The sequence below is a fragment of the Sediminitomix flava genome, assembly GCF_003149185.1.
Classification (GTDB): domain Bacteria; phylum Bacteroidota; class Bacteroidia; order Cytophagales; family Flammeovirgaceae; genus Sediminitomix; species Sediminitomix flava.
Genome location: NZ_QGDO01000007.1, coordinates 1 through 16029, shown reverse-complemented (window position 1 = coordinate 16029; position 16029 = coordinate 1). Strand labels below are relative to the sequence as shown.

Genomic DNA, 16029 nt, shown 5'->3' with positions numbered 1-16029 from the left:
ATTCTTTATTAACATAGAATTTATGATTGCTTTATTATGCTTGCGAAGTCTTACAATTCTTATTCAACACCATCAACTAAGAATACCTCTTTAGAAGAGAATCATCACCAAAAGGAAATCATCAAACTATTTCAAAATCTATCTAACTTCTGTTGGTCATATAAGTATTTTGAAAAGTGGTTTCCTGAATTTTTAGCCAAATCAACATTTGAGAGTATTGCTGAAATCAATACATTTTATGAAAACTATCCAGAAGAGCTTTATAACATCATAAATAACCTTGAAAATGCTTCAACAGAATTCTTTTCACCAAACATAGATTGGCAATTACTCCAAAAGAAAATAGTAGAATTAGATAATCTGAAGAGTTCAGCCCCTATCCGGATTTGGGTATTAGGTGCAAATCAAGGAGAAAGTGTCTATTCGCTATCTATTCTATTAGAAAAACTCAAGCTTAAAAAGGAATATCAACTTTTTGGTACGGATCAATTACTAGGCAATATCAAAATAGCTAGAAGTGCCACATATTCTTCTGAACAAATTAAGAATGTAGAGAAAAAGGATATCGACCGTTTCTTTGAATCTAAAAATGGCATGTATTCAATAGCGAATAAGGTGAAATCTAAGATATTTTTTAGTAATCACTGTCCAATCAAAAATCCACCTTACAACAATATGGACTTAGTGATTTGTCAAGGGATTCATCATCAAATTGATTTGAAACACCATGGACTCATGAATCGCTCCATTCATTTCTCACTCAGAAAAGAAGGGCTTCTTTTTTTAAGTAAGGATGGATATCATAGAAGTTTAAAGAATTGCGGTTTAAAAGCAGATGATATCACACCGAATCACATTTTCATCAATCACAAAAAAATAAGTGTGATTAGTTATAAAATCAGTGATTACAGATTTTATATGAATCACTCTGCTACTACAGCTATAAACTTCAAAGATTTAGATGAAACGAAAGGTTCAAATTTATATGAAGTAACCCTAGATATACCTTCAAAATCTGTGAGAGAGAATGTGAGCAATCAGGCTAAACTAAAGGATATAAACTACCAAGTATTTTCAAAATTGTTAAACGAATACAATGAGCTTATTTATACGTCTTTCGTGAGTTTATCTAAGATTGGGTCAAACGAAATTCTCATCAGAAACATTAAATTAAACAACTTATTTTTTCCTATAAGTTTTAAGGTTCAGAACAAAAGAAATAGCACAAACCAAAACTCATTTTATCTTAAAATTATGATAAATTAACCCTTTTGCACTTTACCGACATTAAGTTGGCTCCGTCAAGGTTTTAGTTCTCTTTTTCTCTACTAATGACCTATTATTTACTTAAATCAATTTTATTAAACTTATTGTTCCAATTAAATTTTTAGGTATTATTTATGGTTTTGAAGCGTATTTTACTTGTAGATGATAGAGAAGTGGATAATTACATTAATACTCTCATCTGTCAAGATACTGGACTTGTAGAAATTATTGATTCTTGCAAAAATGGTAAAGATGCAATTGATTACCTTTCTACAAAAGGTGACGATGATAATTACCCAAAGCCAGACATAATTTTTTTAGATATTAATATGCCCATCATGAATGGTTGGGAATTCCTTGAGGCTTACGATCAGTTGGATAAGGATAAGCAAGGAGGAAAAGTAATCATCATGCTAACCACATCCCTTAACCCAGATGATATTGCTAGAGCAAAACAATATACTAGCTTAGATGAATTTAGGTCAAAACCAATGACAAAAGAGATGTTCATTGACATCATTGAAAAATATGAATCTTCACTAGTTTAGAGCTATCAAAGTTCTTTGAAAATCCTTCTTATGCATTTAAAATGTACAAGAAGGTTTTTTTATTTGTACTTGAATCAGATATAGTAAAATCTAGTACACAACCTACTTCCACTAACAATCCTATTCCTTTACATATAAAAAACAGACTAAGGTTAAGGTTATAATCTCATGTGTTTTAGTAGCTTTTTATATTACCCAAAGACATAAAAAGTAGACTATTAAACTCACAGACATTAACATGAAATTGGTCAAAGTATTTTTAGGAATCCTCACTCTCTTCTTTTTCAATGAGGCTGTATCTGCTAATGATAAAATCCCATCAAGGAAAGTTATTTCTAATGAAAATCTTTATGCTTACTTAAAAACAGATGTAAGAAAGAATCTAAATGCTGAAGATGGAATTAGCGAAGAGGCTTTAGCAAAGTATTTTAGAGAAGTCTTTGCTGAAAAATTCTTTTATGATTGGAAAAATGTTGACGCACGTTTTAAGCAATATGAAAACTTATACCAAGTTCAGTCAAAACACACAAATCGGGCTAAGGATCATCTTAAGAAATTTAATGCTGACACACATTGGAAGCTTCCTTTTAAGTATCAAAATGGTAAAGAAGTAAATGCTTATGCACTGCGTCATTTAGCAAGGCAGCATAAAATGTTAGATATAGCTTTCTTATACTTTTATGATGATAAAAACCCTAAATACGTAGACTACTTCACCAAACAACTTCAATCCTTGAATTCATCACTGGATAAAGATCAATACGAGAAAATAGAAGATGGAAATGGTGTCTACGAAGCATTTCGCTCAGGTTACAGAGTTTTAAATTGGCTTAGTATTCATAATCTATTCTTAGGTGAATCTGAGTACTCTGATGAAGATCAACTCAGAACTGTAGCGACTTTTATTCAACACGCTCAACATCTCTATGAGACTAATGCAAAATTCAAATCTGGAAATCATCAAACAAGAGGCATGTCTGCTCTAGCCATGCTATCAATCATATTCAGCGATTTCAAAGGTTCAGAAGCTTGGTTTGATAGAGCAATGACAAGACTAAACGAACACCTGTCTAATGAAATTAATGAAGATGGGTTCCAGTTTGAAAGAAGTGTTCACTACCACATGAGTGATATCTCAAATTATTTCTATGTATACCAGTTGGCTCGAATAAATGAAATAGAATTAAGTCAAGAATGGTTGGTAAAGCTTAAATCTTTATTTACGACACTAGTTAAAATAGCATACCCAGATAAAACAGCACCTGTCTTACAAGATGATACGGATAAACCTTGGGCTGAAAAAAATGACATTTCAGGAACAATGACTCTAGGCTATCTTCTTTTTGAAGAACCACAATTTGGATATTTTGCAAATAATAAAGTAGATGACAAACTCTATTGGTTCTTAAAAGAAAGTCAATTAGAAGATCTCAAAAATATCAGAAAAGATAGTCCCTCCTTTGGCGCAGTGAATTTCGATAAAACTCATTACTACATCATGCGTGAGGGATGGGAAAAGGATGATAAGATGATGATCATCAGTGCTGGAGTTGATTCCAAAAAACCGGACCATCAGCATGGTGATATTCTTGGAATACAGGCTATGGCAAATGGAAATGTTATTTTACCAAACTACCAAGTTCGATATTCTTTAGATGACTATGAACTATTTAAAAATTCGAAAGTAAAAAATGTTGCTCTAGTCGATGATATTCTTCAAGGTCAACAATGGACTTCAAATAAAGGAGGAAGTGGTTTTGGTAAATTTAAAAAACTACCTAAACCAAGTGTTTTAAAATGGGACAGCAACAAATACTTTGATTTATTTGTAGGAAAACATGATGGATTTGAAGAAAATGGGGTCCATTACAGTAGACAAGTCATATATATCAAAGACAAATTTTGGATTGTAAAGGATAATTTCAAATCAGACACTGAACATACTTACAAACAGGTTTGGCAGGGGCATTATACTAAAGAATCAAAAGAAGGTTTGATTCGATCTAGTTTTAGTAATGGAGCTGGATGTGATATTCTACAATTAAATGTGATAGATAGCATATCAAAAGATGGTAGTAGAGGAAAGGAATGGTCAATAATCTCAAAAAATGGGATTGAAGAAAACTTTATCAGTATTATTTATCCATACAATAGTTATTCAAAACGATTAGATGAAACTTCAGAACACTTAAAAATAGACGATTGGAAACTCAATGAGCTTAACTATGAAGCTAAAGGCAATAATTTAGTAAGCCTAGTAGATGATGAGAAGTCAATCTTATTTGGGGTGAAATACTTTAGTTTAAATGGAATAAAAGTGGAATTCTCCAACGAAGTAGATGTTTTCGTTAGAAATAAAAAAGACTATATAACCCTTAAAATTATAGGTGATCAAGGGGCGAACTTAAACATCTCGGGAGTCTCAAAAATTACAAAAGTTAAAAAAGAAGTTAATGAGAATAATTTCAGATTAGAAATAGATGAAGAACTGAAATGTACTAAATGATAATTGCAGTATTTGAATAAAAACAAAAGAGGTTAGTTTACACACTGACCTCTTTTTCACTCAAATCTACACTTGGTAAATACCTTAAAGCAAGTGTTCTAAACTCTTTTATTTGACTCTCTATCCAAGGCTGGCCCTCCTTCAATTCTTTAGCCATTACATCTGCTACTTTTGGCGCAATATCTATCGCTGTTTGTGCATCTAAGAAAAGAACTCTCGTTCTTCTAGCTAAAACATCTTCCAGCTTCCGAGCCATTTCAAATCTGGTAGCCCACACAATTTCAGCTTTGCTAATCTTGACCTCTGTTCCTAACTCATCAGAAAGCGTCTCATCATCTTCTATAAGAGCTCTTATTTTCTGCAAATCTTTACCGTATGGTGATAAATCTCCTTCATCCTCCCCTTGTTTTAAGAAACCATGAAGCAATAAGTTTTTGGTCATACATTTCAACTTAGGAAAGTTTCCAACCTCTAAAACTTTATCGATTGTTTCTTCCCCCATACTTCTATAAGTTGTCCATTTCCCTCCTGTTACTGTTACTAGATTAGAATCGGAAACTAAAATTGTATGAGATCTTGATATTTCTTTAGTATTTACATCTTTGTTTGGCTGTACAAGTGGTCGAATACCAGCAAAATAACTCTTTATATCTGATCTTTTAGGCGATTTTGTCAAGTACTTACCTGCTGTTGAAAGAATAAAATCAACTTCTTCTTCCTTTGGCCTTGGCTCTAACTGCGATTCTTTTAATGGAATATCTGTAGTCCCAACCACTACCCTATTATACCAAGGCACTGCAAATAACACTCTTCCATCGTCAGTCTTAGGAACCATAATCGCATCATTACTTGGTAAAAAGCTCTTGTCTAAAACAATATGTGTTCCTTGACTTGGTTTTATAATATCATGAGAGTCTGGCAAATCCATTTTATTAATCTGATCCACAAAAATACCTGTCGCATTGACTACCATTTTTGAATTCAGATGATATTCTTCTCCCTTTTCAAGATCTTCTACTTTCACTCCATTCACATAGCCTTTAAGATCTTTTGAAAGTCCTGTCACTTTCATATAATTAATGACATTACCACCAAAGTCGGTAATAGAATGCGCAAGCGTAATCGCCAGTCTGGCATCATCAAATTGTCCATCATAATAAACAACACCTCCACTTAAACCTTCTTGCTGAATATTAGGGATAGCGTTTATTGTTTCTTCCTTAGAAATGCTTTCAGATGGCCCTAAACCTAATTTGCCTGACATCAGATCATAAACTTTAAGACCTATCGTATAATATGGCTGATACCACCAATCGTAAACAGGAATTACGAAACGTTGATTTCGTACTAAATGTGGGGCATTTTCTTTCAATAATCCTCTTTCATACAAAGCTTCTTGAACTAAACCAACATCCCCTTGCTCTAAATAGCGAACTCCTCCATGAATCAATTTTGTACTTCTACTCGATGTCCCTTTAGCAAAGTCGGCTTGTTCAACGACCAAGGTTTTCAAACCTCTCATGGTCGCATCTAAGGCACAACCTAGTCCTGTCGCTCCTCCACCAATCACTATTAAATCCCATTCTTTCAAAGACGCTATTTCTTGTAATTGTTCTTCTCGATTCATGAAAAAATAATAAAGGGTTCTATGAATGTATTAACTTGCAGAAAGTTGATATGTATAATTTGGAGTTTTTTTACGGGAATTACTAAAACCTAGTCCATTATTAAATTTGTTATGAACCACTATCCTCAAATATTCTTTCCAACAAACTTAAATCGCGATACCGATACTCAAAAAGTTATAAAGAAGCCCAAACAAAAACTGACTTATTTTTTAATAGGAATTAATTCATTAGCATTCTGCTATTCAATTTCACAAAACAGATTTGAAGGATTATTTATTACTATCATTTTCTCTCTCATATTATTAATTCTTGCATCTCTGAAGAATAAAAAAAGAGTAGTAAAAACACCAACTAAGAAAAAATATAGGCTTAAAAGTACTCCTGCAGAAATTTATTACCCGAATCAAAGGCGAGGGATTTCTGAAGATATTCTTCTAAAACACTTAGCCTTAGAATTTGAAGATTTAATTGTCTTTGACCGCATAATCGAAAAATTCAGAAATGCGAAGCCTTATCAACCTGATTTAATACTTCATGACCCAAAATCTGGAATTTGGTTTGATATAGAAATAGATGAACCCTATGAAATCTATAGTCGCAAACCAATCCATTTTATAAATCAAAATGGTATTAGCATTGATGAAAAAAGGAACAAATATTTTTTATCAAAAAACTGGGTAGTTATCAGGTTCACAGAAGCGCAGGTTTTAAATAACCCGGAAGGTTGCAAAGCGATAGTTGGTCATATATTATTTGAAGTTTTAGGCTATCAAGGATTCAAAAAGTATGCTAGTCAGGTATGGCATCTTGTTCCAGAAAGTGCTCCTTGGTCAAAAGCTCAATCTGAGATTTTAGCCAAAAATAACTTTAGGGAAAAAATGCTGAGAAAGTATAACCAAAAGCTAAAACTAGATCGTCAGTTATCAAAAAAGGCTTCCTACTAACAGAAAGCCTTTTTTGAAATATTTTAAGGAATCAAACTAGCACCTACCTAGTGCTTTATAGACGTAGAAACCGAAAACCTCATGAACTAGCTTACTAAAAACAAAGAAACTATGTTCTGAGGGTAACATTCCTCCTATCCAATCTGACCAATCAGATTCTGCATCTGAAGTGTAAAAATCAGTACTAAAACCATCAACCTTAATCCCTTGTTTTTCATAACAGGCAAGAGATCTTCTCATGTGAAAAGCAGAAGTAATTAATAGATATTGCTTTTCAGGAAATTGGCCCTTTAATAATTCCTTAGTCTGAATTGCACTTTCGTAAGTATTTCTTGAAGATTGCTCAATAATTATATCTTTCTCTTTTACTCCAGATAAAAGCATCAGATTCTTCATTGCTTCAGATTCTCCCAACTTTTCTCCTGATACTTTTGTATAAGAACCTGTAATGATAATATTCTTGATTTTCTTCATCTTATAAAGCATGACCGCATGCATGACTCGATCACCACCATGCCTTAAATAAGTTCTATCTCTAGGTAATTTTGTATTATTTGTAACACCACTTAATACTATTCCTACATCATATTTTTTATCTTCTAACTCAGTTAAAGGAGTTGGAGGAACCTCCCATTTCAACATAAAATGGTTTACAAAAACAGGGTTAGAGAAAAGCAATAAAAGTGCAATTCCTAAGAATAAGAATAATGCTCGATATTTTTTTTTGAATAGAGCTAACGCTAATAAAAATAACACCCAAAATATAGGCATTACGACAATGTAAGCGACCTTGGAGGCAAAGTATAACATTTAAAAATTTTTGGGGAATTGATAAAAAAGTAAATCTGCTTGAGTTTTAGAAATGTCTGACCAGGAATCCATAGAAAACTTTAATCCAACAATACCAGACGTCACGATATTATCAAAGTAAAAATCTTGAATAAAGTCATTTGCTAATTTTGTGATTGAAGGATTATGAAAAACTAAATAAACAGAATCATATCGATCATCTAACTTTTGAAGATATTTCATGATATGGTCTTGGGGACAATCATACAATGAATGGTCTTCTATAATATTCAAAAAATCCAACTTTAATTCATCGGCAATCAATCTAGCGGTTCTTTTTGCTCTAATCGCTTTTGATGTAAGAATTAGGTCTGGAAAATATTGATTTTGATTCATCCAACTTCCCATTTTAGAGGCTGCAAGTTTCCCTCTTTTATTGAGTGGGCGATCGTAATCATCTAACGATGGATCTTTCCAAGATGATTTTGCATGACGAATTAAATATAGGTTTTTCATGAAATTTCTCTTTAGGATCAATTGAAAAATGAAATTAAATAAAAAGAACTGTTTATATTCACGTTTAATTGCATTTATTTTATGCGAATTTTACAAATATGAACGTTTTCATCATAACAAATTTGCACAGATCAACTAGCGAAACCTAAAACCTGATGATCATAAAGAAATTAATCTCACTTTTATTTATTCTAATTTTAGTCCATTCTTCTGCTCTTGGGCAAGTAACTGCCCCCAAATATGTAAATGAATTCTTAAATATAGGAGTTGGAGCTAGAGGATTAGCCATGTCAGGCTCGATGGTCGAAAATGTTAATGACGAAACATCAAGTTACTGGAATCCTGCAGGACTTTTAGGTGTACAAAGCAAGTATGAAATAGCTGGTATGTATGCCTCTTACTTTGCTGGAACTTCCAACTATAACTATGTTGGATTTGCAAGCAAAATAGATGCAGTAAGTGCGATAGGCTTCACTGCTATCCGATTTGGAGTAGATGGAATTCCAGATACTAGATACTTGTTTGATGCTGATGGGCAATTGAACTATGACAATGTTGAGTCTTTTTCATCTGCAGATTATGCCTTCTTATTTTCTTATGCCAGAAGATTACCTTTACTAGATGACTTCAGACTTGGAGGAAACCTAAAAGTCATACACCGAACAGCAGGTTATTTTGCTTCTTCTTGGGGTTTTGGATTAGACTTTGGTGTTCAAACCAAATGGAATGATTGGCTATTTGGGGCGACTTTAAAAGATGCCGTTGGAACCTTCAATGCTTGGAGTATAAACCAAGATGCATTGGAAGAAACAGCCATTGAAACTGGTAGTGAATTGGCTAGTAACTCTATAGAAGTCGCTGTTCCTCAGTTACAAATTGGTATTGGTCGTTATCTCTCTATTTACAAACAACGTAATAAAGTTAAGCATTTAGATGCCGAGTCTTCTCAAAAAGACATTTTAGGCGTTTTAATGTCATTGGGATTAGACGGTACTTTTGATGGGCAGAGAAATACACCAATTAGTACTGAGTTAGTCAGTGTGGCTCCACACTTCGGTATGGAATTACATTATTTAAATACAATATTCTTAAGAGGAGGAATCGGAAACTTCCAACAAGTTAAAGATTTTGATGGTTCTTTATCATGGGAAATGCAACCTAATTTTGGCATTGGTTTCTCATTTGACCGATGGAATATAGATTATGCTTTCACTAACATTGGTGAAGTATCATCTGTTGGCTATTCACATATTTTTTCTTTAAAAGTAAACCTTGAGAGATCTAAATCTTATCAACCTAGATACAAATCCCATGAAATATATTAAGGCATTTATTTTTCTAATAATATCTTTACTTTCAACCCCAGTAGTTGCTCAAAATAATTTTGACTGGATTGGAAGTAGTTTTTATTATAAAATGGAAGTTAGAGAAACAGGACGCTATCGAGTGTCATATGATGATGTTTCCAACTTAGTACTAGGACTTTCAAGCTTAAAACTTTCAGAATTACAGGTATATCACAGAGGTCAAGAATTAGCGATTTTTGTGTACGACCAAAATGGGAATGACAGGTTTGAATCTGAAGATTACTTTGAGTTTTACGGGGTAAAAAATGATGGAGCTCTAGATGATGAATTATACCAAGGTAAGGATAATCGAATGAACCCTTACGAAAGTTTATATTCACATTCATCATTTTACTTTTTCACATTCAATAATGCTGGTATTTTAGGTAAAAGAATAGAAGATGCTCCTAAGGCAACCGCCGGTACTCCTGTTCAGAATACAGTTAAGAGAGCTGAAAATATCAGTTATAGAAATGTCTATTTCAAAGGTGAGCGTATTATTGCAAATAGTAATGTATACGCTAGTTCATTTAAAAGAGGTGCAGGTTTCGTAAATAATGGAATTAGAGAAACTCATCGTGATTATACAATTCAACTCGAAAACTACATCCCTAATTCTGAGGTAAAACTAGAAACTAACATTGTTACAGTAGATACTGATGCATCAGGTGAGTATAATATTTACGTAGGTAAGGATGCTAGTTCACTCACTCTTCTCGATAGTAAAAGAGAATATGATGTCACTCTCACTCAGCATGAATATGAACTGAACAGCGACCTCATAAATACGGATGGATCTTTTATTTTTAGACTTGAAGCAACTCTAAATGCTGTTGCACTTTCTTATTTCCAAATTGAGTATAACAGTGCAAATAGCATTAGTGGTAACAATTCACTTCATTTTTCTACTCAATCAGATGACCAAAATAATATCGTAGAAATCAGTGATCTGAATTCAGATTTCACAGCATGGGATATCAGTGATATCTATAATATAAAATCTATACAACAAGAAAATGCAAACCTATTAACTTGGCAATCAAGCACTACAAATCCTAAGGTTTACCTTAGTTCAGAGTATAAAAACCTGTTTTCCATTAAAGCTACAAATTGGAATATCAATACAGATCCTACAAGGTTTGATTACTTGATGATTTACCATGAAAGCTTAAAAGGCAGTGCTGCAGGTTACTCAGATGTGATTGATGCTTACAAGAGTTATAGAGAAAGCGCTCAAGGTGGTGGATATAATGTTGAATCTAAAAGTATTGAAGAAATATATGACCTTTTTTCTTATGGTGAAATCACTCCTTTAGCGATAAGAAACTATGTCAACTTTATGTATGAAGAAGATCATGATAAGTATTTGTTTCTAATTGGACAGGGACTTGAGGTTGCATCTGACTACTACAATAAACAATACAGCTTAAAAAATACAAAGTACCAATCATTAGTTCCTACATATGGAACAAACTCTTCAGACAACCTTTTGGGCTCAAAAACCAATGAAGATGGCACTCCTCTTATAGGGGTAGGACGAATATCTTGTTGGACAGCTCAGCAACTAGCTGATTACTTCAATAAGGTGAAAGAGCATGAGTTCCTCGCAATGTCACAGATTTGGAAGAAAAATGTTCTTCATGTAAGAGGTGGTTCTTCTACTCAAGATGCATTTTTAATGGATAGAATAATGAATCAATTAAAAACTAAGGCAACTTCAGCATATTTGGGAGGAAATGTAGATGACAAAACCAGAGAGACTTTTGAGGATTTCATTTCATATGTCAATATCTCTGAACAAGTTAATGAAGGACGATCAATGATTTCTTATCTAGGACATTCCAGTGCTAGTTTTCTTGATATGGATATTGGATATGTATCTCAAGACAAATATGGATTCAATAACAGATCGAAATACCCATTGGTTTTTGTTAACGGATGTAATGCAGGAAACGTTTTCACTAAAGACCGTTTAAATTCTACAGCATACCATAGTTGGGCTGAAGATTGGACCTTTACTCCTCAAAAAGGATCTATCATATTTCTAGGAATGGCTTCAACAGGTACTTTGAATAATCTTGAAGATTATATGAATCTTCTTTATGATTATCAGTTTAATAACAAAGGTTTCATAAATAAACCAATAGGGAAAATATTGGTTGAAATGACCAAACAGAAATATAGTTCTTCAACTCTTGCATTTAAAGCTCACCTACAACAATATATTTTAAACGGGGATCCAGCTGTTAAACTTTTTAACACAAATGAAGTACTAGCTGATTTTGCTGTTACTGATCAATTAGAGATTGAATCTTTATCATCTGTTAGTGAAGTTAGTGCTTCAGATGATGCCTTTATATTAAAAGTACCTATACAAAATTTAGGTTTCACTTATGACAATCAAGAACTCGATATACAATTAGTACGTAAATTTCCAGACAATAGTATCACTGAATATTTTGGTGAGCTAGGAAGCAATAACTTTTACCTAGATACAAATACAGATTCATTAAATCATAGTAGTACTCTGAATATTTATGTATCAAATACCAATGAGGATAAGACCAAAGGAAGTGGAGTTAATAATTTTACTTTAAATCTGAATTACTTAGGAAATATAGACGAACAATCAGTTTTAAATAATACTATTAGTTCTAACATATTTATTCCTGATGGTCAACCTATTTTTATCTCACCATTCAACCATCAAGTAACCGATCAAGACAATCTCAATATTTTAATCCAAAATGTAGGTTATCTTGGGGCTTCAAATGTTGAGTACACATTTACTTTAGATGATTCATACAACTTTGATACTCCACTTTTAACTGAACAAATAACAGGAGGAACGTATGCAAGTTTATCTATATCTAGAGATGATTTTAATTTTCAAGAACAAGTCTATTATCTAAAAGTTGAATATAAAGATGGAGATAATATTTTAGAAAACACAATAAATTTTCAATGGGTAAATAACTCAACTAATGGATGGGGACAATTTTCTCAATACCAGTTTAAAAATACTGCAACCTCAGCTCTTAGAATGAGAAGTAATATTAATATCTCTCCTCAGCTGTCACCAGAATGGTACTTTCCTAACGAAAAAGAAATTTACGTAAAATCATCTGGAGTAAATTCTTCTTCACCTTCATATGAGCTTAGTATTGACGGCCTAACTTACCTTGAAAATGGTGGCCCAGATCGTGCTTGTAGAGATCATCGATTCTTAACTATTTTCATAGATAAAGATAATGGTGAATTGTATCAAACCAATACACACTGGTCTGTTCGAGGAGTTTTCTGTGGCTTAAAAGCTAATAGATCAGACTTTGGTGCAAATATATATGCATCAGTACCGTTTGCTCCCACTGAATTCAATAAAATATTTGACGGGCCAAAGTCTGGTTTTCCAGCATACTCAAAACAATTAGGCGATCATATTATATTTTTGGCCCAAGGTAACATAAACTTTTCTAGTCTTGGACAAGATGATATAAATACACTTGACCAGATAGGAATTGATTCAGATAGCTTTTCTCAATTACAAAAAGGAGAACCTTATATCGCTTTTGCCAAAAATAATAAAGAGTTTGAGTTTAACTCTACTTTTCAAGCTCTCGAAATCAAGGCTGACACGAACTCAAATATTTCACCATTAGAACAAACTATAGAACACACATATACGATTAACTTAAACATTGATAAAGGTGAACTAGAATCTGAAATAATTGGACCAGCTATAAATACAAATGGTTGGAAACAAGCTATCGTAAATATTGATGCAGAAAATAGTGATTCTAATGAACTCTATATCTTTGGTTTTAAAAATGACGGATCATCAGAACTGATTCAACAAACTATTTTAAATAACAATATTAATAATTTAGATTTAAGTTACATACCCTCTGATACATATCCTTATTTACAACTCAAATGGGTTTCAACAGATAGTATTAATCGTACCCCATCAGATTTACGTTCATGGCATGTAGAATTTGATGAAGCTGCAGATGGATCTTTAAATTATGTATCAAAATCTGAAGAAAGCTATAAAGAAGGACAAATAGCTTCAAACGAATTCAGTTTTTATAATACAGGAAATGTAAGCTTTTCTTCTGATTCTCTCCTAGTTCAATTTAGTATTGACAACCAATTGGATAGTGAAATAAAGATTGCAGCACCTGCTGTAGGAGATTCTACGACTTTTGCTTGGGAAAGATCTACTGAAGGACTTAAAGAATTGAATGAATTGACTGTAACAGTGAATCCAGACAATAATGAGTCTACTGTTTTAGAAAAAACGTATATCAACAATAGCTTACCTTATTTCTTTGAAGTAGAACTAGATACATACAGTCCTTATACAGATGTATTTTTTGATGGAAAAAGAATTATGAATGGTGAAGTTGTGTCTCCAAATGCCATTGTAAATGTTCTAATCAAAGATGATAACGAGCACCTGCCTATGACAGAAGTTCCAGAAAATATGAAGGTATTCTTAGGCAGAGCTAATACTGGAGAATTAGGAAATATCACAAGTGGATTTTTAAAAGAAGACTTTACTTTTGATGATAATTCTATTGGCTACTCAGACTATAATAGCAATGAAAAAGATGAGCTATCTGTTTTATATGATCTAACAGATCAAAACTTAGAAACTGGTATTTATGCTCTTATGATCCAAAACATTGAAGATAGAGCTGGAAATGGCATTACAAATCCAGACAATACACTTAGACCAGAAGAAAAAGAACATATTGTTATTTTTGAAGTAAATACTGAAAAAACGGTTACACAAGTTTATCCTTATCCTAATCCATTTTCTGATAAAGTCAGATTTGTTTTTACAATAACAGGTTCTGAAGCTCCTACTCAAATGAAAATACAGATTATGACAGTGACTGGGAAAATTGTCAGAGAAATCACTCAAGATGAGTTAGGGCCAATTCGTATTGGAGATAATATCAGTGATTATGCTTGGGATGGGAAAGACGAATTTGGAGATCAACTTGCAAATGGAGTATACCTTTACAGAGTCATTTGGGGTGATGGTTTTAGTGGATTTAAAACTAAATCAGATGACAAACTATTCAAAAATAATATTGGTAAAATGTATTTACTTCGATAGAAGATATTCCTAACCTAAAACTGCTAAAAGTAACCTTCATAATTATTGAGGGTTACTTTTTTATTTTAAACTGTATCTTGTCCTAAAATAGCGTTACCCAATAAGTACCATTATAAAAGGAAAGATCAAGAAAATAAGTACGTTACACGACACGAACTCAAAGAAAATACAGAGACCCTTATAAACTACAAGTGGTACAAGAAATTGAATCTGACCTAATAGGGGTTAACACAACCAAACGGAAATATAACATTCAAGGAAGTGTGCTGTTTTTACTTGGTTACGATAATATGGTAACTTGAATTCGATAAATGAAGCTCATATGAAATTGGAGAAGTCACTTGAGCAAGAAGTTCTAAAGCTAGAAAAACAGAAAGCACCCTAAGAGACGCAATAAGATGACACGGATAAAAAAGTGATCTTCTTCGATATGATGATTGATATTCATCAAGATAAATTTAACATACTTATTAGAAAAAAGTCCTTAGCCTAACAATCGAATAATTTAAAGAGGCAAAGTAAATAAATGAGCTTAACCAAGACTTGTAAATTAATCAGGATAATTAGACAAGTCTAGTTTTTTGATAAAAAACGACTCAATCAGAGAAAAAAACATCTCAAGTAGTAGAGTTAGTACAAAGGAATAAATTGCATTTACCAATAAAACATCTAATAGCTAAATAATTACATTTGAGTTTCTTAGAAAAAGTTCAGCTCATTTAAACTAATCTACTTACCCTTTACCTCAAGTACCAATTCAATCGTTCCACATGATTTTTTTTCTTTTGGGATCACATGTTTCATGAATCTCTTTGGGTTATATCTTTTGATAAGCTGAATAATGATCTGAGTAAACCTTTATTTTACTTCTAAATTCTTCGGTATAGACGTCCATAGTTTTTTGACCATTTTAGCTTTTCGAGTTCCAAGTTTGAGATTCACAACTTGTCTTAATAATCCAGAAGTTAATACTAGTGAACAAATATAGAATCGTCTTAAGAATGTAGAACTGAAAAATCAACTCTACAAATCCAAAGAAGCCTTAAAAACCATAGTAGTTGAAGCCATGGATAGAAGCTCGACCATGAAAGATTTAATCATCAACTTCTTAAAACATATGTATGTAATCTTCTTTAATAATTATTTGAATTATTTATAATTATAGAGAAAATAGCATAATTAAAGAGGATTAAATCAAGGTAAATAACCTAATTCAACCCTCTTTTTCTATTCCATTAAAATTCGAATCAATACTTTTATATATATAGGTATCTCAACTTAAGTCGCCCAATGTAGTAGACCGTAATTCATTTACGTAGTCAGCCTTTACTTTAGTAGTCAAACAAGAAGGAGGTTTA

9 protein-coding genes are annotated in these 16029 nt (G+C 32.5%); 6 read left to right on the top strand and 3 right to left on the bottom strand.

The genetic code is table 11. The features are described from left to right. The first annotated feature begins 36 nt into the window (after window positions 1-36). The 3 genes from BC781_RS20635 (at window position 37) to BC781_RS20625 (ending at window position 4320) form a co-directional block, all read left to right on the top strand. On the top strand, window positions 37-1266 hold the full coding sequence (locus tag BC781_RS20635) for a CheR family methyltransferase (RefSeq protein WP_109621473.1): 1230 nt from the start codon (window positions 37-39) through the stop codon (window positions 1264-1266). A gap of 140 nt (window positions 1267-1406) precedes the next feature. Further along, entirely contained in the window at window positions 1407-1814 is a 408-nt protein-coding gene (locus tag BC781_RS20630) for a response regulator (protein WP_394342345.1), read from the top strand. A 238-nt stretch (window positions 1815-2052) separates the two neighbouring features. Next, window positions 2053-4320 carry a heparinase II/III family protein gene (locus tag BC781_RS20625; RefSeq protein WP_109621469.1) on the top strand — a complete coding sequence of 756 codons (2268 nt, stop codon included), beginning with the start codon at window positions 2053-2055 and terminating at the stop codon, window positions 4318-4320. A gap of 37 nt (window positions 4321-4357) precedes the next feature. Here the strand turns inward: BC781_RS20625 and BC781_RS20620 are convergent, their stop codons facing one another. Then, window positions 4358-5947 carry a glycerol-3-phosphate dehydrogenase/oxidase gene (locus BC781_RS20620; RefSeq protein ID WP_109621467.1) on the bottom strand — a complete coding sequence of 530 codons (1590 nt, stop codon included), beginning with the start codon at window positions 5945-5947 and terminating at the stop codon, window positions 4358-4360. A 111-nt stretch (window positions 5948-6058) separates the two neighbouring features. On the opposite strand from BC781_RS20620, the gene BC781_RS20615 reads away from it, so the two are divergent. Then, window positions 6059-6892 carry a PDDEXK family nuclease gene (locus BC781_RS20615; protein ID WP_109621465.1) on the top strand — a complete coding sequence of 278 codons (834 nt, stop codon included), beginning with the start codon at window positions 6059-6061 and terminating at the stop codon, window positions 6890-6892. A gap of 36 nt (window positions 6893-6928) precedes the next feature. On the opposite strand, the gene BC781_RS20610 is transcribed toward BC781_RS20615, so the two are convergent. Both BC781_RS20610 and BC781_RS20605 read right to left on the bottom strand, forming a co-directional pair. Further along, entirely contained in the window at window positions 6929-7702 is a 774-nt protein-coding gene (locus tag BC781_RS20610) for a YdcF family protein (protein ID WP_109621463.1), read from the bottom strand. Then, window positions 7703-8197, bottom strand: coding sequence for a SixA phosphatase family protein (locus BC781_RS20605; protein ID WP_109621461.1), 495 nt, complete (start codon window positions 8195-8197; stop codon window positions 7703-7705). A gap of 155 nt (window positions 8198-8352) precedes the next feature. Between BC781_RS20605 and BC781_RS20600 the strand changes: the two genes are divergently transcribed. Together BC781_RS20600 and porU2 are read left to right on the top strand one after the other, a co-directional pair. Next, window positions 8353-9522, top strand: a complete 1170-nt coding sequence (locus BC781_RS20600) for a putative type IX sorting system protein PorV2 (protein WP_109621458.1) — start codon at window positions 8353-8355, stop codon at window positions 9520-9522. Next, window positions 9509-14671 carry a putative type IX secretion system sortase PorU2 gene (gene porU2, locus BC781_RS20595; protein WP_109621456.1) on the top strand — a complete coding sequence of 1721 codons (5163 nt, stop codon included), beginning with the start codon at window positions 9509-9511 and terminating at the stop codon, window positions 14669-14671. Before BC781_RS20600 ends, porU2 begins: the two co-directional genes overlap by 14 nt. Window positions 14672-16029: the final 1358 nt, after the last annotated feature.

Coding starts and splice junctions, on each gene's coding strand:
- BC781_RS20635 (WP_109621473.1), top strand. CDS start 37: ATGCTTGCGAAGTCTTACAATTCTTATTCAACACCATCAACTAAGAAT.
- BC781_RS20625 (WP_109621469.1), top strand. CDS start 2,053: ATGAAATTGGTCAAAGTATTTTTAGGAATCCTCACTCTCTTCTTTTTC.
- BC781_RS20620 (WP_109621467.1), bottom strand. CDS start 5,947: ATGAATCGAGAAGAACAATTACAAGAAATAGCGTCTTTGAAAGAATGG.
- BC781_RS20615 (WP_109621465.1), top strand. CDS start 6,059: ATGAACCACTATCCTCAAATATTCTTTCCAACAAACTTAAATCGCGAT.
- BC781_RS20610 (WP_109621463.1), bottom strand. CDS start 7,702: ATGTTATACTTTGCCTCCAAGGTCGCTTACATTGTCGTAATGCCTATA.
- BC781_RS20605 (WP_109621461.1), bottom strand. CDS start 8,197: ATGAAAAACCTATATTTAATTCGTCATGCAAAATCATCTTGGAAAGAT.
- BC781_RS20600 (WP_109621458.1), top strand. CDS start 8,353: ATGATCATAAAGAAATTAATCTCACTTTTATTTATTCTAATTTTAGTC.
- porU2 (WP_109621456.1), top strand. CDS start 9,509: ATGAAATATATTAAGGCATTTATTTTTCTAATAATATCTTTACTTTCA.